Source organism: Microbulbifer maximicatervae (SeqCode) (genome assembly GCF_052467305.1).
Map to the genome: position 1 here is coordinate 3,558,442 of NZ_CP174306.1, position 17,519 is coordinate 3,575,960.

The following is a 17,519-nucleotide window of genomic DNA, read 5'->3' on the forward strand; positions in this document are numbered from 1 at the left end:
ATGGATTACACAAGAACAATGTCATATTGCTCCTGGTTGTAAATGGGCTCTACCTGGAACTGAATCGGCCGACCAATAAATTCTTCAAGATCGGCGACATTAGCCGACTCTTCATCCAGTAAAAGATCTATTACCACCTGACTGGCCAGTACCATAATTTTTTCACTATCGTAAGAGCGCGCCTCTCGAATAATCTCGCGGAAAATCTCGAAGCAAACTGTCTCCGCACTCTTTAAGGTGCCCCTCCCACTGCAAACAGAGCAAGGCTCACATAAAATCTGCCCCAGTGACTCACGGGTGCGTTTGCGAGTCATTTCCACCAACCCCAGTTCGGAGACCCCGGTGATACTGGACTTGGCATGATCGCGCTCCAGGGTCTTTTCCAGGGTGCGCAAGACTTGTCGCTGGTGCTCGGGGTCTTTCATATCGATAAAATCAATAATGATAATCCCACCCAGATTCCTCAAACGCAGCTGGCGGGCAATCGCTGTAGCGGCCTCCAGGTTGGTCTTGAAGATAGTCTCTTCAAGGTTTCGATGCCCAACAAAAGCACCCGTATTGACATCAATTGTACTCATCGCCTCTGTCTGCTCTACGATCAAGTAGCCGCCAGACTTCAAGGTGACTTTGTTGTGTAGTGCCCTTCTTATTTCCTCTTCAACACCGTATAAGTCAAACAGTGGGCGCTCACCGGGATAGTGTTCCAGGCGACCGGCAATTTCCGGCGCATATTTACCGGCAAATTCTGCCGCACGGCCGTGGGCCTCTCGGGAGTCTATACGAATCTTTTCGGTATAAGGGCGCGCAAGGTCACGCAATGCGCGCATAAATAGTGGAAGGTCCTCATAGATAACCGAAGGCACTGGACGCTCCTTAATGCGCTCATCCAGCTCCCCCCATAATTTGTACAGAAAGGGGATATCTCTCAGCAGCTCTTCCTCACTCACTCCCTCGGCAACGGTACGCAAAATAAAGCCCCCATCGGCCGACAAACCATCTTTCGCGAGGCGTAGAGAAGCTGCTTCAACCAACTGGCGCAATCGCTCGCGTTCGTTCTCGTCTTCAATTCGATTAGAGATACCGATATGGCGCGTCTGCGGCATATACACCAGGTAACGTGCAGAAACCGACAGATGGGTAGTCAGCCGGGCACCTTTACTGCTGATAGGGTCCTTCACTACTTGCACGATCATTGACTGCCCCTCTCTGACTAGCGCGCGGATATCCGCCACCTCGGCATCCCGTGCCTCCATACCTTCTTCGTCGAGAGGTGCAATATCCGAGGCATGGATAAAGCCCGCACGCTCGAGGCCTATGTCGACAAAAGCGGCCTGCATTCCGGGCAGTACGCGAATCACCTTTCCCTTATAGATATTTCCTACAATCCCTCGCCGCGCACTCCGCTCCAGGTAGACCTCCTGGAGCACACCATTTTCTACCAGCGCAACCCGGGTCTCAGTCGGCGCAACGTTAATTAACAGCTCTTCACTCAAGATTGGCCCTCCTGCCAATAGGGAATGCCCGCATGATCCAGCATGGGGACTACAGCTTCCAATGGGAACCCTACAACATTGCTGTAACTGCCACTAAAAGCTTCTACCAAGGCGGCACCAAAACCCTGAATACCGTAACCGCCAGCTTTATCGACAGGCTCTCCGGTACTCCAGTAATCCGCTATTTGAGCCCTGGACAAGTGGCGGAACCTGACTCGAGTTTCCACTACACGGCTAAACTGTCGATCCTGTGAACGCAAGCACACTGCCGTGAAAACAGAGTGCTCTACTCCCGATAGCGCCAGCATCATGGACTCAAAGTCAGCAAAATCTTGGGGTTTTTCCAGCAGCCTCTCACCTGCCATAACCACCGTATCCGCTCCCAAAGACCAGAGTCCCTGCGGGCTGTCAGCGGCTTGAAACCCGGCGACAGCCTTGTCGTGGGCCAAGCGTTCTATGTACTCAAGAGGGCTTTCAGCAGGTTGGCGTTGTTCTACAACAGCGGGGGACAATTGGGAGAAAGGCACCCCAATCTGGGCCAACAGTTCGGCGCGGCGCGGCGAACCAGAGGCCAAAAGAAGTCGATTTTCTGAAGCGCTTGTTGTCACTCTATTACATATTCCCTGTGGGTCAGCGGCTGATTATAGCGGCACTGTTCGAAAAATGATCGATTTTTTACACTGATTTACAGTGCCGACGAGACGGTCAACGAACGTGTAAACGCCCGGAAAGCCCCCTGAGCCACGGGGTCACCCAGGGCCAGAGCAGGGCTGTAGTCAAGGCGGGCCACAGGAAGGTCAGCCCGGGTACCGATTTCCCCTCAAGGCCGTGCACCCAGTTGCCCACCACTTGATGAATGCCCACCAGAACAAATACCCACAACAATTGCTGGGCCGGATTAAATGCCCGGGTGCGCTGGTAAGTCAGTAAGCTGAAATAGGCGAGTACCGATAGGGCCAGGGCATGGGTTCCCAAGCTCGCCCCCGTAGCCAAATCCTGGACAATACCGATCATCCAAGCGAACCCCACCCCGAAGGTCTGGGGCATTCGGGTAATCCAGAATATCACCAGCAAAGCCGGAAATGCCGGCCGAAACCAAAGCCACTGCTGTGGCAGGGGCATAACCGAGAGAAGCAGTGACAGCAGAATAGTGACCGCGATAAACCAGCGGTTATTCGCTTGCAACAGAATGTCCTCCACTGCCAATGACCGCCAATACAAAGCGGCTGCGATTCATCCGCCCCCTCGGCAACACTTCAGCCTCCGCAAAAGGTTTACCCGGATCTCTCTGCACCGAGATGACCTCCCCAACCGGATAACCTGCGGGAAAGCGGCTACCCAAGCCGGAGCTGAGCAGCAAATCGCCTTCACGAATATCACTGGTATTAGCAAGATGGCGTAACTTCAGGCGATACAGATCACCTGTACCCTCGGCGACGGTGCGCATACTGTTGCGCAGAACCTGGACGGGAATGGCATGACTGGAATCAGTTATCAGCAGGATACGACTATAGGAGTCGCCAGCTTCAATCACCTGCCCCAGCAATCCACTGGCATCCATTACCGGGGTACCGATATCAATGCCGTCATCGCGGCCTTTGTCAATCAGCAGCACATGCTCCAATGGGTCCGGGGTAACGCCAATTACCTGAGCCACCAATACTCGGTCATCGACCATTTCTGCTGAGTTCATCAGTTCTTTGAGCTGAGTGTTTTCCGCTTTTACGGCCGCCAATAGTTGGCTGCGCTGCTCCAGCAGTAAAACCTGGCGCTTGAGGCGGCTATTTTCCTCTTGCAGTTCTTCGCGCGAGCGAAACTGCTCATCGGCCCAATCGCCCACACGCTCGGGGGCTCCTGTAACCCAGTACAGTGGAGCAATAACTCCTGATAAGCGTTCTCTGACAGGCTGAAACCAATTGGTGTAATGATCGGAAACGATCAGCGAGATCGCGAGTATGATGAGAAAGCCCAGGCGGTATTCGGCAGAGGGACCGCGGGTAAATAGCGGTTTCACAGGCAATCCCCTCTTAACAGGTCAATCAAAGATGGTGAGAACAGTACAAGCCACAAAAGATGACTCGCATTTTTTTATTACAAGGAGCTTGCGGATATAGCCACAAGCTCCCTAGCAGGTTTCATAATACCGATGTCTACTAGTTAGACATCAGATAGAGACGGCTGCGATCCAACATATCCAGCGCTTTGCCGCCACCCCGCGCCACACAGGTCAGCGGGTCATCGGCGACAATCACCGGTAAACCCGATTCTTCCATCAACAGACGGTCCAGATCGCGTAACAGAGCACCACCACCAGTCAGCACCATACCGCGCTCAGCGATATCAGAAGCCAATTCGGGAGGGGATTGTTCCAGCGCACTTTTAACAGCCTGCACAATACCAGTCAGAGGCTCTTGCAGGGCTTCGAGAATTTCGTCGGAGTTCAAGGTAAAGCTGCGAGGCACGCCCTCGGCCAGATTGCGTCCGCGCACATCGATTTCGCGAACTTCACTGCCTGCATAAGCACAGCCAATTTCCTCTTTGATCCGTTCAGCAGTTGCATCACCAATTACGCTGCCGTAGTTGCGACGCACGTAGTTGACGATAGCTTCATCAAAACGGTCACCGCCGATACGCACCGAATCGGAATAAACCACACCATTCAGGGAGATAATGGCGATCTCAGTGGTGCCCCCACCGATATCCACCACCATGGAGCCGCTCGCTTCCTCGACATTCAAGCCTGCGCCTATGGCAGCGGCCATGGGCTCTTCGATCAGTGACACTTCGCGAGCACCTGCACCCAGGGCCGACTCGCGAATCGCGCGGCGCTCCACTTCTGTGGACTGGCAGGGAACACACACCAGCACTCTCGGACTCGGGCGCATCCAGCTATTTTCATGCACTTTCTTGATAAAGTGCTGCAACATTTTCTCGGTCACTTGGAAGTCGGCGATAACACCGTCCTTCAGCGGGCGAATAGCGGTAATATTGCCAGGAGTCCGGCCGAGCATGCGTTTGGCTTCTACTCCGACAGCCTCAACGATTTTCTGGCCATTGTAGTGACGGATTGCGACGACAGAGGGTTCGTCGAGTACTACGCCGCGATCGCGAACGTAAATCAGCGTGTTGGCAGTTCCCAGGTCGATGGAGAGATCACTGGAAAACATACCCCGCAAACGTTTAAACATGGAATTCGATTACCTTGTACTAATTATCAGCCCCCAGGTCGGGCACTGCGGGCGCGGCTTCTTTTATGGATACAAATCCTAATTAGTCCGCAAAAATAATTCTGAGTTCCGAGCCGCATTTCGAATCGGATTCTACGCAAAACACCGGAGTCTCTCATCACTCGGCAGGATTCGGCAAACTCTAACAACCGCTAGGCATCAGGGCAAGGCTGAAGGGAGTTCATTTGAGGCCCACTATCCATTACTGCCGGAGCCGGTGAGAATATAACCCCAATGTGCTAAATTTGCCGGTTCTGCCCGCCGCAAATAATCCGGGCAGTTTTCGACTCGCAACTCAAGCTGGAGGAGTCCATCACCATGGCAGTGGATACGCAAACTGTAGAAAAACTCGCGGAACTGGCCCGTATCGCCATATCCAAAGAAACCATCGAAGAAGTCAGCAACCGCCTCGGCGATGTATTGCAACTGGTCGACCAGCTGCAATCCACCAATACCGATGGTATCGCCCCGATGGCGCACCCATTGGACGAAGTCCAGGAGCTGCGTACCGACGCAGTGACAGAGGCTGACAAGCGCAAAGACTTCCTAGAACTGGCTCCCCAAACCGAAGAAGGCCTCTACCTGGTTCCCAAAGTGATTGATTAACCGGTCCAACACTAACGAAGTCCACCTAAATACCCAGCCCTCAGCCCGTCTAGAGCCTTTAAGGGAATAACATGCATCAGCTTACTATCGCCGAGATCATCCGTGGATTGCGGAGCAAAGAGTTCTCAAGTACAGAGCTTACCCACCATTTACTCGGCCGCATCCAGCAACTGGACAGCAACTACAACAGTTTTATTACCGTCACCGAAGAAAGCGCTCTGGCACAGGCCGCAGCTGCCGACCAGCGCCTCGCTAATGGTCAGGCACCGGCACTGTGCGGTGTGCCCATCGCCCACAAAGATATTATTTGCACTAACGGCGTGCGCACCAGCTGTGCCTCAAAAATGCTGGATAATTTTATCCCTCCCTACGATGCCACGGTGGCAGCGAACCTCAACGCTGTCGGTACCGTATCCCTAGGCAAGACCAATATGGATGAATTCGCCATGGGCTCATCCAACGAAAGCAGCTTTTACGGCCCGGTAAAAAACCCCTGGAATACTCGCCGTGTGCCCGGCGGCTCCTCCGGCGGCTCAGCTGCGGCAGTTGCTGCACAACTGATACCCGGCGCCACAGCTACCGATACCGGCGGCTCTATTCGCCAGCCGGCGGCGTTGACAAATACCACCGGGCTGAAGCCCACCTACGGGCGTATTTCCCGCTATGGCATCGTGGCCTACGCCTCCAGCCTGGACCAGGCTGGCCCCATCGCCCGCAACGCCGAAGATGCGGCTTACCTGCTGTCCGCTATGGCCAGCCACGACCCGAAAGATTCCACCAGCCTGAAGCAGCAGCCCTCTGATTACACCGCCGAACTGAATAACCCGATTGCTGGGCTGCGGATCGGAGTACCCCGGGAGTATTTTGGTGAGGGGCTTAACCCAGACACCGCAAGCCGGGCTCAACAGGCTTTGAAAGAGTTCGAGAAGCTGGGGGCAAAATTGGTAGATATCAGCCTGCCACACACCGAGTTAGCGATACCTGCTTACTACGTGATTGCCCCCGCTGAAGCCTCAGCCAACCTTTCTCGATTCGATGGGGTGCGCTATGGCTACCGCTGTGAAGAACCCAAGGACCTGCGCGATCTCTATATGCGCTCCCGTGGTGAAGGCTTTGGCGAAGAAGTGCAGCGTCGCATCCTGGTAGGCACCTACGCCCTGTCCGCCGGTTATTACGATGCTTATTACAACAAAGCCCAACAGGCCCGACGCCTGATCAAGCAGGACTTTGTCGAAGCATTCGCAAAAGTGGATGTGATTATGGGCCCCACGACCCCCTCCCCCGCTTTCGAGCTTGGCGCAAAGAGCGCTGACCCAGTAGCTATGTACCTGGAGGATATCTACACCATCGCCACCAACCTGGCGGGGCTGCCGGGTATGTCTGTACCCTGTGGCCTGGTGGACAATATGCCAGTGGGCCTGCAAATAACCGGTAATTACCTGGAAGAGGCGCGCATGCTCAATATCGCCCACCAATACCAACAGGTAACCGACTGGCACAAAGCCAGCGCCGTATAAGGAGATAAATTGTGGAATGGGAAATCGTTATCGGGTTGGAAATTCACGTCCAGCTCTCCACCCAGTCAAAACTCTTTTCCGGCGCTAGCATCCGCTTTGGCGCCGAGCCGAATACCCAGGCTTGCGCTGTGGACCTGGCTATGCCGGGCACCTTGCCGGTACCGAATGAAGAAGCATTTCGCTTTGCGGTAATGTTCGGCCTGGCGATGAACGCAGAGATCGGCAAGCGCTCTGTTTTTGAACGCAAGAATTACTTCTATCCAGACTTGCCCAAGGGCTATCAAACCACTCAATTGGAACAGCCTATTGTCGGCCCCGGCGAAGTGGAAATTCACCTGGAAGATGGCAGCAGTAAGAAAGTGCGTTTGCACCACGCTCACCTGGAGGAGGATGCTGGTAAATCCCTGCACGAAGACTTCCACGGAATGTCCGGTATCGACCTGAACCGCGCAGGTACGCCGCTGATTGAGATTGTCTCTGAACCGGATATGCGCAGTGCCGCCGAGGCTGTGGCCTACCTGAAAAAAATTCACAGTATCGTAACCTACCTGGGCATTTCCGATGGTGATATGTCCCAGGGCTCACTGCGCTGCGATGCCAATGTATCCGTGCGTTTGAAAGGCGAAGCAAAACTCGGCACCCGCACAGAATTAAAAAACATCAACTCTTTCCGTTTTGTCGAGCGCGCAATTAAAGTCGAAGCTGAACGTCAGATCGATATCCTGGAAGACGGCGGCACCATTACCCAGGAAACCCGCCTCTACGACGCGGACAAAAATGAAACCCGCTCTATGCGCAGTAAAGAAGTGGCCAATGATTACCGCTACTTCCCCTGCCCGGATCTTCTGCCAGTTGTACTCACTGATGAATATGTCGAGCAACTGCGCAACATCCTGCCAGAACTGCCTGATGCAAAAGCAGCCCGCTTCCAAGCGGAATACCAGCTATCCGCTTATGATGCAGACCAGCTGACACAGGAGCGTGCCAGTGCAGACTATTTTGAAACTGTGAGTAAATCCTGTGGCGAATCCAAGCTTGCCGCCAACTGGATTAACGGTGAACTGGCAGCGCTGCTCAACCGTCGTGAACTAACTATTTCACAATCGCCGGTTTCTGCCGACCAGCTGGCTGGACTAATCTCGCGCATCAAAGACAACACCATTTCCAGCAAAATCGCCAAACAGGTATTCGAGGCTATTGCCGACGGAGAGGGCAGTGCCGACGAAGTTATCGAAAAGCGTGGGCTGAAACAAGTTTCCGATACCGGCGCTATCGAAAAAATGGTGGATGAGGTGATCGCTGCAAGCGATGCCCAGGTAGAAAACTACCGCAAGGCCGATGAATCAAAGCGCCCCAAAATGATGGGGTATTTCGTCGGGCAAATCATGAAAGCGTCCAAAGGGCAGGCAAACCCACAGATGATTAATAAAATCCTCAAACAAAAATTGGACGCACTGCTTTAACCCTCAACATTTCAAGACCTGGGTCGGGCTTCGCCCGCCCCCTATTTATGTAGCAAGGATATAGTTTTGAGCCTGAAAAAAGACAAACAGAAAGTACTCGGAGAAGTTTTTGACGAGGAGCGTATTGCTGGATTCTTGATTGGCGAAGCTCCCGCAGGCGTAAACCGGGATTTTCATCTTCTCGAGCGCGCCTACCGAAGTATGAAAGCAGAGAGCTTTGCCACATTTATAAAATTATTTCTTGCTGAAGGCCTGGATCTGAACAGTCCTGGTCCCGATGGAAAAACTCTGCTGGCACGTATTGCTGAACACCGCCAGGGCGCAGAATATAGCGAGATTTTAAAAGCCGCTGGCGCCAACTGAGAACTCTGGAAATTTAGGCATCGTACCAGCGAAAGGTGAGAGTATGACTTCAAATCCCGTTCACGGTATCGACGCATTAGTGCGCGGTATCCACTTGATTACCCGGCGTGAGTTACGCCCATTTATCCTGGTGCCATTACTAATAAATCTGGTGCTGTTTATTATTATTAGTAGCATAATGATTTCACAGCTCGGAGGGCTTACCGATTATATAAGTAGCCTGCTTTCCCACACGCCGGTAAATACGGAGAATATGTCCTGGTGGGAAGCCATTATGGCCAAGGGTGCAGCATGGACCGCCAGTGTTTTTCGCTGGCTGGCCTGGATTATTGCACTAATAGTGCTTTTCCTATTTTTCCTTGCTTACGGCTATTTATTTAGCGTCATCACCAACATTATTGCCGCCCCCTTTAACGGTTTGCTCGCTGAGAAAGTAGAGGAACTGCTAACCGGTAAAGCTCCTCCTGCAGAGCCGATAATGCAAATGGTATGGCGTACCCTGGGCCGGGAATTGCGTAAGCTGGGTTACTTTATATTTTGGGGTTTGATCGTATTTATAATTGCCACCATCACCAGCTGGACCATTATTATCCCCGCAGTGCTCACCGCAGTTTGGGGCGCTTGGTGTATGGCTATTCAATACGTTGACTACCCACTGGATAACCACCAGCGGCCATTCGATGAATTAAAAACGGTACTGCGCCGCCGTAAACTCACTAGCCTTACCTTTGGTGGGACCGTGATGCTTGCCAAAATGGTGCCGATTTTAAATATCTTTATTATGCCTGCGGCAGTTGCTGGCGGTACGGCTCTGTGGATTGAGCGACTTCGTATTGAAGGGGATCCGGGGACTGGAACTCCTATTCTTCAGTAATCTAACTTCAAATACCCCCCAAAAAAAGCCCTCACGAATAGAGGGCTTTTTATATTAGCGGCCTGTAGCTTTTTTCTTTTTTAGCCGGCGATACCAAGGTTGCATACCCTTAGAAACACAAGCTGTAGCCGACAAACATTTCCCCAAGTACTCCAGCTCACTGTTAAGCACCTCGCCCGAGAGACTCTTGCTCCGCATTTGTCGAATCCTGTCAGCCAGTAATGCATCGCGTAAACCCTCTGGTTTTTGAATTCCAGACGCCAAGATTTGCGGGCTCCAATTGAACAAATCCTGCGCTGTAATCCGGTCATTTCCCCACTCAGGATACTCTGAAAAATCACTATCAAATGCCAAGCCAGATTGATTCTTCAAAAAGTGATCATTCAATTGGCGATTTGAATCGCTAAAGTGCATAAAGAAACTTTTGGCATCCACTACTGAGGGTACCAACCGAGTATTTTCTTCCAGCATCATTGGTTTCAGCTTAAGCAGCTCCGACTCAGCCACTCCCAATTCCAATAACTTATGAGTCAATAGGAATTCCTTTCTTCCCACCCCCTCATTGACCCGCCTTCCTGAAATGTCTATGTCACCTCCCAGCAATGCGAGAAAGTCACTGACAATATCTCCCCCCTGAAGGGCCTCACGGGTAAAACAGCGAACGCTTAAAGCAGCCTTGCCGAATATAGACTCCCACAGAATTAACTTGGAGAAATAATCATAGTAAGTCTCGATATCCTTAGTGAAAGCTGGGAAAGCACCTTCACTATGACCTAATAATTTACTGGAAGAACTCCGATTAGCAGCTACACCTCTCGCCCCTTGTTTTTTAAAAGAAATCGCCTGCAAATCCTGTCTGCGTAAATATACAATCACGTTAACTTTATCGAAATATTTCGCACAGACACGCTGAACTAATTCAATACTTTCGCGTTGATCTAAAAAACAAAGATGCTCCGCCGACACTATCGCTTTTTCACCGCTACTTGATGCCAGTAATGCATCCAGTCTCATATTAAGCTGAAAATTGAGCTGATCTCTACAACGTGAGACTTCCACACATCCCGAGGAGTTACCCTTTTTTCCCAAGGACAAAAACTCAAATCCGGCGTCATTCAAAGCCTGGGTTTGCTCTTTCATCGCTAGCTGGAGGGAACTAGAGCCAGTTTTATGAAATCCAATATGCAAGTAAAGGGTGCGCATCTCAATGATTACTGTCGTTATTACATATGCAATGAATCGTTTAAAGGAAGCTAAGGATACAGTTCCTTACTCCATCGCTGAATTAGCAAGCAAGATTCGATTCATCAGTTCGGGAACAAGCTTTTCAGAGCCGAAAGTGCTCAAATGATCACCATCCCGATATAGAGATTTCCCCTTCAGCTGTATTTGGCACTCAGCGGGGCAAAGCTGGGACACCAAAGATCCTCTCTGAATCTCAAACTCCTGGGACAAAACCTCAAATATTATTCCAGCTCGACGGTTACGCTCCTCAACCTCTTTTAGTGTTGGCGCCGATTGGACTTTAGCCCCGATAAACTCTGCACTGGCAATGGCTAGAGGTACTGAAAAAGGAATTTCAGGTACACCTTCAACAATCACAACTTTTCGACCCGTTTCACGGATTCTTGCTACTGTCTCCCTAAGCCCATAACTAACCAAATCAAAGTTACGTCTAGATGGATCACTGCTTTTGGGTGAATCAACTGCTCCCTTCGCTATTCCGAGTACAGCGGGGGAACCACCTTCTCCCAACGGGCGATTACCTTCGACAAGCAGCGCCCAACGCGCCACCAAAACGACTGTCTCGATATCCTTGCGCCGCTCCAGGATTTCAATAACTTCATTATTGAAACGATCGCAGCCATGACTTGCCCCCATCTCCAGCCGGACTACCCCCAGTAATGGTGCGCAGGCAGATTTAGCAGCCACAATACCACTCTGTCCGACAGCTTCGAGCCAGCGCTCAAAGCCTGGGATAAAGGCACCAGCATGGGAGTCTCCCCAAAGCAGATAATTTGCCGTGGGCTCATCCTCCAACTTCCCCAGCTCACAAAGCCCTTCAGAGGGCGCAAGTTTCATGCAGCGACGCTCTTTAGATGTGCGCTTTTTAGCGCTTTCATAGGCTGCATATATCGGCTCAGGTAAGCGTGAAGGTACTCCTTTTTTAACATTGATAACCAGAGAGACACTCATGATAAGAGTTCCCACAATACCCAATGTCAAAGCAAGATTTCGACGGGAAAATCCCCTCTCAGATGCACGGCGAAATGGCGCCTCTACGAATCGCCAGCTGAACCAAGCGAGAATGAGAGAGAGCGCAATCGCGACCAATGCCATTGCCAGGGGGAGCTCAGCTGATCCATTGAGAAGGCGGAGTAAAACCAGGACTGGCCAGTGCCATAGATACAAAGAGTAGGAAATCAAGCCTATTGCTACGATGATCCGCAGCCGCAACAACCGAGCAATAATTGTTTCCCGATTCCCTCCAGTCCAAATGAGCACCGCAGCTCCGATACAAGGTAATAGTGCGGCAATTCCAGGGAAGGGCGTGGAGGAGTCATAAACAAAGACGCTATAAAGAATCATTGTGATTCCAGCAGCCGCCACCAACTCCAGCAACCAAGCTTTGCGCACTTGTGGAAAAACTCCTAAGGCCAGTAGAGCCCCAAGCCCCAACTCCCAAACCCGCGAAGGCGTCAGGAAATAATTGGCGAAAGGCTGAGCTTTAGTTGCCCAAACTGAGTAAACGAGAGAGAGTATCGATAACCCAGCCACAACCAGCAATTTCGAGCGCCGGCTACGAGAAGCTAGCAGGCAAAGCAACAGCGGGAAAAACAGATAAAACTGCTCTTCAACAGATAACGACCAAGTGTGTAGCAGAGGTTGCCAGTCTGCTCCCGAGCCAAAATAGTCCTCGGTACTTTGCCAAAACCAGAAGTTAGATGCGAACAATAGCGTCGCCAATGCGGACTGCCCCAGTTCTTTAAAGGGGTCTGGTGGTAATACAAACCACCCTGCAACAATCGAAGTCGCCAGAACAAAGAATAATGCTGGCAAGATACGGCGAGCTCGACGCTCATAAAAATTAGCCAGGGAGAAGCGATGTTCACCAATTTCCTTCACCAGGATACTGGTAATCAGGTAACCGGAAATAACAAAAAAAATATCGACCCCAACAAAGCCGCCGGAGAAGCCCGGCAACCCTGCATGGGCCAAAACAACAGGAAGAACTGCTAATGCACGCAACCCGTCAATATCTCGACGGTACCCAATACTGCTCATAGTGTGTAACCGTAACCCCAAACTTAATGTCTGCGGGGACGACGGTGGTGGCCTCCAGAGCCACCGCGACGCCCATCGCGATCACCGTGACTGCGCTGAACTTTCACCTTGGGCGGTTCAACCAAAAGCTCTTCTGGCGGCACTTCGCACTTGAGCTTGCCCCCGAGCAGCTGCTCAATGGGCTCCAGACGCATGGCATCATCTTCACAGGCGAAACTGATAGAGGTGCCCGTTTTACCCGCCCGACCAGTTCGGCCAATGCGGTGAACGTAATCCTCCGGCTCTTCAGGCAAGGTAAAATTCACCACATGGCTAATACCGTCGATATGAATACCACGCCCGGCGACATCAGTAGCTACCAGTACTTTGGTTTTGCCAGACTTAAAGTCATCAAGGGTGCGAACCCGCTTGTTTTGTGCCACTTCACCGGACAGCAGGCCCGCAGAAATGCCGTGAGCAAGAAGCTGCTCGTGTAAGCGGCGGCATTGGTCGCGGCGGTTGGCAAAAACAATCAGGCTATCCACCTCTTCCCGCTGCACAATGTTGTAAAGCAAGGTGTACTTTTCTTCGCTGGCGGACAGGTAGACATGCTGCTCTACAGTATCCGTGGCAACCCTCTCCGGCTCAATCTCCACAACTACCGGATCATCCGTCCACTGCTCCACCAGATCATCCACTTCGGGAGTAAATGTGGCGGAGAAGAACATAGTTTGGCGATGAGTTTTACGCGGCGTCTGACGAACAATGCGGCGCACTTGGGGGATAAAGCCCATGTCTAACATGCGATCCGCCTCATCGATCACCAGGACTTCCACCTGATCCAGGAAGCAATCCCGATTGCTGACAAAGTCCAGCAGGCGACCCGGCGTCGCCACCAGGATATCCACCAGCCGCTCATTCAGGTTTCTCTGCTGCTTGTCATAATCCATACCGCCCACCAGGGTATGAATTTCCAGCTCGGTGTGTTTACACAGTGCCTTGGCATCATCGGCAATCTGCATTACTAGCTCACGGGTCGGAGCGATAATCAGGGAGCGGGCTTCGCCGGCATAGCGCTCACCTTCAAACGGGTGCTTGAGCAGATCGTCAATCACTGTGATCAGGAAGGCCGCTGTCTTACCGGTACCGGTTTGTGCCTTACCCACCAGGTCGTGGCCATTGAGGGTGTGGGGAAGGGAGCGACCCTGAATTGGCGAGCAATACTGGAAACCCAGGTCGTGGATAGCGTGCATCAGCTCATTGGGCAGTCCCAGGTCGTGGAAGCGGACCTTGCCCTCCTGTTCTGGAACCTGGAATTCATCCAGGGACCAGGGCGCTGCGGGTGCCGCTGGCTTTCTGCTGCGCTGGCGCCCTTTTTGAGCGTTTCTGCTACCGCCCCGGCGCGACTTCCCCTCCGCTTGTGCGGATTTTGTACGCCCCTTGGCAGCCTTATCAGACGGCTTTTGCCCTTCTTTTCGGCGTCCGGAGCTGTCTTCTCCCCGGCGGGAGCCCTTATCCTCTTTGGAGGAGGATCGGCGGAACAACTTTCCTATCAAGTGAAATACTCGCTCAAATGTTCAAATAATCGGCGAGTATAACATCTCTACGGGGCTCCCTGCCCGCTATAGTGACGGCACAGCCAGTAATCCACACTGAAAAACCGCCCAGCCCCACTACAAAATAGCGCCAGCAGCATAATGAAGTAGGTAGCTGCAAATTCAATACCATTTTTCAGGATGGTCACTCCTCCAGTTTCCACCAGCCACTCATAATTTCCGTGCTCCTTGAGTAAACCGACAATTTTCTCTTTACGCACTGAGGCTTCATCAATCAGATCCTTGCGCCACTCCCAGGGCACACTCAAGGTTTTATCAGGCAACGCAGACCAACCGTTCTCCCAGTGGGCCGTATAGGCTGCCACTGCCATCACAAACATCAGGGGAATCGCCACCAGCCGAGTTGCTACGCCCAGCAAGATGGCGATGCCACCTAAGAATTCCACCAATGCAGCTATCCACGCCATCAACATCGGCGCTGGAAGCCCCAACCCCCAATCGGGATTGCCAAACCAGGCAGCAACATCTTCGATATTATTCATCTTATTCATGCCGGCCAGGATAAAAATTGGCGCCAAATAAATCCGTAGTAATAATGGCCCCAGCCAGTCTATTTTGCGTACATAATGTACAAAGCAGTTGTACCAACCGCTCAGACTATTCATAGCTCCACTCATTTAGCTCACTCTCTTATCGGTGTCTTTGTTCACTTTAGTCGAGTGATATCGCCAACTCTTACACTGCACTATCTCAGCGCCCCAGAAAGCACATCTATGCTTGCAGAACCCAAGTAACTTGAGGGCAACCTAGTGGGGAAAACTTACGTACTGGTCCACGGGCTATTTCATGGAGGCTGGTGCTGGAGCAGAGTCGCCCACCTCTTGCAGCGTAATGGGCATCGAGTACTCACCCCCACCCATAGTGGCCTGGGGGAACGCAAACACCTACTCTCCCCCTCCGTTGGCCTGGATACCTTTATCCAGGACCTAGTCAATACAATCCTCTGGGAGGAGTTGCAGCAAGTCACCCTTGTGGGCCACAGCTTTGGGGGAATGGCTGCAACCGGTGCCGCCGACGCTCTACCCGAGCGGGTGCACCGCTTGATCTACCTGGATGGCGCTGTTCCAGAGCCCGGGCGCCCATTCAGCAGCCAACTCCCCAGCGGTATAGAGGAGCAGCGATTAAGGCAGGCGCAAAATATCGACGGCACTCTGTGCATTATGCCGCCAACACCAGAAGACCTGGGGATAACCCACCCCGATGATATCCGCTGGCTAAACCGCCGTATGACCCCACATCCCATCAAAACACTACTGGACCCGATCTATTTACAACGCCCTCCAGAACAGGGCCCTCCTTGTACTTTCATTCACTGCACCCAACCCGAGTACCCTCCAGCCATCTACAGTAGCCGCAAAGCAAAGCGGATAAGCGGGTGGCTTTATCGGGAGGTAGCAATAAACCACGACTGCATCATTAATAAGGCAGAAATTGTGGCCAAACTACTTGAGGAAAGTCCGTAATCAGCACTGGGCGCAGGCGCCGTTTGTACCGTAGAATGTCGAACCTTTTTGCAGTACTACCCCGCCTTCTCCCGGCAGACTGAAAGCCTCTCAGAACTTTGGCCCGCCGCCCGTTTTCAGCTGTATTTGCGAAGGCCAGGGCCTGTTAATAACCCCCCGCAGGATTAATTTTTTGTCAAAATTAGCCCAGACCCCAGAACCCTCTATCGAGACCAGTAACAAGAGCTCAGGTTTTTCTTTGTTCAAGCTTTACCGAAATGCCACTAAAACCGAACTGTCGCACCTAACCACCTTGGGAGGCCCCCTGGTGGTCAGTAACCTGGCTGTGGTGAGCATGGGAGTTGTCGATACTCTGGTAGCAGGACGCGCTGGAGAAGTAAGTCTCGCTGGGCTCGCCCTAGGGGCCAGTATTTGGGCTGTTTGCGCAGTGACACTAATCGGCCTGCTCGCTGCTATCTCCCCGGTTGTTGCACACTTGCGCGGTGGCCGCGATGAAGCTGGCTGCGCCAGGCAACTGCACCAGGCGCTGTGGATCGCACTGATCGGTGGCATCCTGGTGTTTTCCGCCCTGCTTGCGGTTCCTATCTGGAGCCACTGGATAGACACGGAAGAGCCTGTCCGCAAGGTGATGGAGGGCTATGTACTGGCCCTGACTGTCGGCACCCTGCCTTTTGCACTCGGCACGGCGTTGCGCGGTTACTGTGAGGGTATGGGACAAGTGCGCCCGGTAATGCGCATCTATATCACTGCCGCAATTTTAAATATTCCCCTGGATATTCTTTTGGTGTTTGGTGCCGGCCCCATACCGGCAATGGGAGGGGCAGGATGTGGGTGGGCTACCGCAGCGGTCAGCTGCCTGATCGCACTGGCACTCTTCTGGCACGCAAATACCGACCCGGTTTATCACAAGCTAAAACTTAGGCTGTTACCGCCTCGCCCCCACTGGCCAACCCTGCGCCACTTGCTCGCAGTTGGCCTGCCAATTTGTGTGGGTGCAGCCAGTGAAGTTACTTTTTTTGCCAGCCTTACTATTTTGCTTGCCCCTTATGGCGCAGCCATTGTCGCCGCCCATCAGATCAGCATGAATGTGGGCTCGATTTTTTACTTGGTCGCACTAGCACTGGCCCAGGCCCTGAGTATCCGCACCGCCCAACTACTCGGTCAGGGACGGCCAAAGCGCGCGCGCTTCTGTGGCAAAGTGGGCATCAGTAGCGGGCTAATCTACGCACTGGGCACCGGTGTACTTTTGATTACCCTGCGCACCCTATTTGTTCAGGCCTACACCAGCAATGAAGAAATTATCGCGGTGGCCACCAACCTGCTATTGCTGTGTGCCGCATTCCAGCTGGTGGATGTCACCCAGGCAATGACCTGGGGCGCACTGCGCGGATATAAGGACACCAGTGCGCCCATGTTTATACAGCTATTTTCCTACTGGCTGGTGGGGCTTTCTACCGCCTACTGGCTGGGAGAGAGCTTCTGGGGGGTATACGGTTATTGGACCGGTGTCTGTATCGGCTTGGGAACGGCTTCAATCCTGCTGGGAATTCGCTTTTGGCGAACCAGCCGCAAAGCCATCGAGCGAACCTACGGATACGCGTAATTCGGCGCGTATCACATTCCTCGGGAACGT

General features: G+C 52.5%; 16 protein-coding genes. 7 read left to right on the forward strand and 9 right to left on the reverse strand.

Annotated elements, in window-relative coordinates; all coding sequences use genetic code 11:
- Window positions 1–5 precede the first annotated feature (5 nt).
- The 5 genes from rng to ACJJI4_RS15545 form a co-directional block, all read right to left on the reverse strand.
- Complete coding sequence (gene rng / locus ACJJI4_RS15525; protein ID WP_444925722.1) at window positions 6–1,493, reverse strand: ribonuclease G; 1,488 nt, start codon at window positions 1,491–1,493, stop codon at window positions 6–8.
- Window positions 1,490–2,101, reverse strand: coding sequence for a Maf family protein (locus ACJJI4_RS15530; RefSeq protein WP_444925723.1), 612 nt, complete (start codon window positions 2,099–2,101; stop codon window positions 1,490–1,492). Before ACJJI4_RS15530 ends, rng begins: the two co-directional genes overlap by 4 nt.
- A gap of 97 nt (window positions 2,102–2,198) precedes the next feature.
- On the reverse strand, window positions 2,199–2,678 hold the full coding sequence (gene mreD / locus ACJJI4_RS15535) for a rod shape-determining protein MreD (protein WP_444896337.1): 480 nt from the start codon (window positions 2,676–2,678) through the stop codon (window positions 2,199–2,201).
- Window positions 2,665–3,507, reverse strand: a complete 843-nt coding sequence (gene mreC, locus ACJJI4_RS15540; protein ID WP_413663056.1) for a rod shape-determining protein MreC — start codon at window positions 3,505–3,507, stop codon at window positions 2,665–2,667. The genes mreD and mreC overlap by 14 nt, the downstream gene beginning before the upstream one ends.
- 139 nt (window positions 3,508–3,646) lie before the next feature.
- Complete coding sequence (locus ACJJI4_RS15545; RefSeq protein ID WP_020412569.1) at window positions 3,647–4,681, reverse strand: rod shape-determining protein; 1,035 nt, start codon at window positions 4,679–4,681, stop codon at window positions 3,647–3,649.
- Between the two features lie 357 nt (window positions 4,682–5,038).
- Here ACJJI4_RS15545 and gatC point away from each other — a divergent pair, with 357 nt between their 5' ends.
- From gatC to cysZ, 5 genes are all read left to right on the forward strand, one after another.
- On the forward strand, window positions 5,039–5,326 hold the full coding sequence (gene gatC / locus ACJJI4_RS15550; protein ID WP_413663057.1) for an Asp-tRNA(Asn)/Glu-tRNA(Gln) amidotransferase subunit GatC: 288 nt from the start codon (window positions 5,039–5,041) through the stop codon (window positions 5,324–5,326).
- A gap of 71 nt (window positions 5,327–5,397) precedes the next feature.
- Entirely contained in the window at window positions 5,398–6,843 is a 1,446-nt protein-coding gene (gatA, locus tag ACJJI4_RS15555; RefSeq protein ID WP_444925724.1) for an Asp-tRNA(Asn)/Glu-tRNA(Gln) amidotransferase subunit GatA, read from the forward strand.
- Between the two features lie 11 nt (window positions 6,844–6,854).
- The gene (gene gatB / locus ACJJI4_RS15560) at window positions 6,855–8,306 is read left to right on the forward strand and encodes an Asp-tRNA(Asn)/Glu-tRNA(Gln) amidotransferase subunit GatB (RefSeq protein WP_444925725.1); all 1,452 of its coding nucleotides are present in this window, start codon (window positions 6,855–6,857) and stop codon (window positions 8,304–8,306) included.
- Window positions 8,307–8,372: 66 nt separating this feature from the next.
- A complete protein-coding gene (locus ACJJI4_RS15565; protein ID WP_444896334.1) occupies window positions 8,373–8,669 on the forward strand; it encodes a PA4642 family protein in 297 nt (98 codons plus the stop codon).
- Between the two features lie 43 nt (window positions 8,670–8,712).
- Window positions 8,713–9,543 (forward strand): sulfate transporter CysZ, encoded by an 831-nt coding sequence (cysZ, locus tag ACJJI4_RS15570; protein WP_444918021.1) that lies wholly within the window; start codon window positions 8,713–8,715, stop codon window positions 9,541–9,543.
- Window positions 9,544–9,597: 54 nt separating this feature from the next.
- Here the strand turns inward: cysZ and ACJJI4_RS15575 are convergent, their stop codons facing one another.
- The 4 genes from ACJJI4_RS15575 to ACJJI4_RS15590 form a co-directional block, all read right to left on the reverse strand.
- Window positions 9,598–10,683, reverse strand: coding sequence for a hypothetical protein (locus ACJJI4_RS15575; RefSeq protein WP_444925726.1), 1,086 nt, complete (start codon window positions 10,681–10,683; stop codon window positions 9,598–9,600).
- Between the two features lie 129 nt (window positions 10,684–10,812).
- Window positions 10,813–12,828 carry an acyltransferase family protein gene (locus ACJJI4_RS15580; protein ID WP_444925727.1) on the reverse strand — a complete coding sequence of 672 codons (2,016 nt, stop codon included), beginning with the start codon at window positions 12,826–12,828 and terminating at the stop codon, window positions 10,813–10,815.
- A 23-nt stretch (window positions 12,829–12,851) separates the two neighbouring features.
- Window positions 12,852–14,363 (reverse strand): ATP-dependent RNA helicase RhlB, encoded by a 1,512-nt coding sequence (rhlB, locus tag ACJJI4_RS15585; RefSeq protein WP_444925728.1) that lies wholly within the window; start codon window positions 14,361–14,363, stop codon window positions 12,852–12,854.
- Between the two features lie 47 nt (window positions 14,364–14,410).
- Window positions 14,411–15,028 (reverse strand): HvfX family Cu-binding RiPP maturation protein, encoded by a 618-nt coding sequence (locus ACJJI4_RS15590; protein ID WP_444925729.1) that lies wholly within the window; start codon window positions 15,026–15,028, stop codon window positions 14,411–14,413.
- Window positions 15,029–15,172: 144 nt separating this feature from the next.
- Between ACJJI4_RS15590 and ACJJI4_RS15595 the strand changes: the two genes are divergently transcribed.
- Together ACJJI4_RS15595 and ACJJI4_RS15600 are read left to right on the forward strand one after the other, a co-directional pair.
- On the forward strand, window positions 15,173–15,886 hold the full coding sequence (locus ACJJI4_RS15595) for an alpha/beta fold hydrolase (RefSeq protein ID WP_444925730.1): 714 nt from the start codon (window positions 15,173–15,175) through the stop codon (window positions 15,884–15,886).
- A 172-nt stretch (window positions 15,887–16,058) separates the two neighbouring features.
- On the forward strand, window positions 16,059–17,489 hold the full coding sequence (locus ACJJI4_RS15600; RefSeq protein WP_413663066.1) for an MATE family efflux transporter: 1,431 nt from the start codon (window positions 16,059–16,061) through the stop codon (window positions 17,487–17,489).
- The last annotated feature ends 30 nt before the right edge of the window (window positions 17,490–17,519 follow it).

What these genes read in the sequence shown, in the direction of transcription:
- gatA (WP_444925724.1), top strand. Translation starts at nt 5,398, where the DNA reads ATGCATCAGCTTACTATCGCCGAGATCATCCGTGGATTGCGGAGCAAA.
- cysZ (WP_444918021.1), top strand. Translation starts at nt 8,713, where the DNA reads ATGACTTCAAATCCCGTTCACGGTATCGACGCATTAGTGCGCGGTATC.
- gatC (WP_413663057.1), top strand. Translation starts at nt 5,039, where the DNA reads ATGGCAGTGGATACGCAAACTGTAGAAAAACTCGCGGAACTGGCCCGT.
- ACJJI4_RS15580 (WP_444925727.1), bottom strand. Translation starts at nt 12,828, where the DNA reads ATGAGCAGTATTGGGTACCGTCGAGATATTGACGGGTTGCGTGCATTA.
- ACJJI4_RS15545 (WP_020412569.1), bottom strand. Translation starts at nt 4,681, where the DNA reads ATGTTTAAACGTTTGCGGGGTATGTTTTCCAGTGATCTCTCCATCGAC.
- ACJJI4_RS15590 (WP_444925729.1), bottom strand. Translation starts at nt 15,028, where the DNA reads ATGAATAGTCTGAGCGGTTGGTACAACTGCTTTGTACATTATGTACGC.
- ACJJI4_RS15575 (WP_444925726.1), bottom strand. Translation starts at nt 10,683, where the DNA reads ATGAAAGAGCAAACCCAGGCTTTGAATGACGCCGGATTTGAGTTTTTG.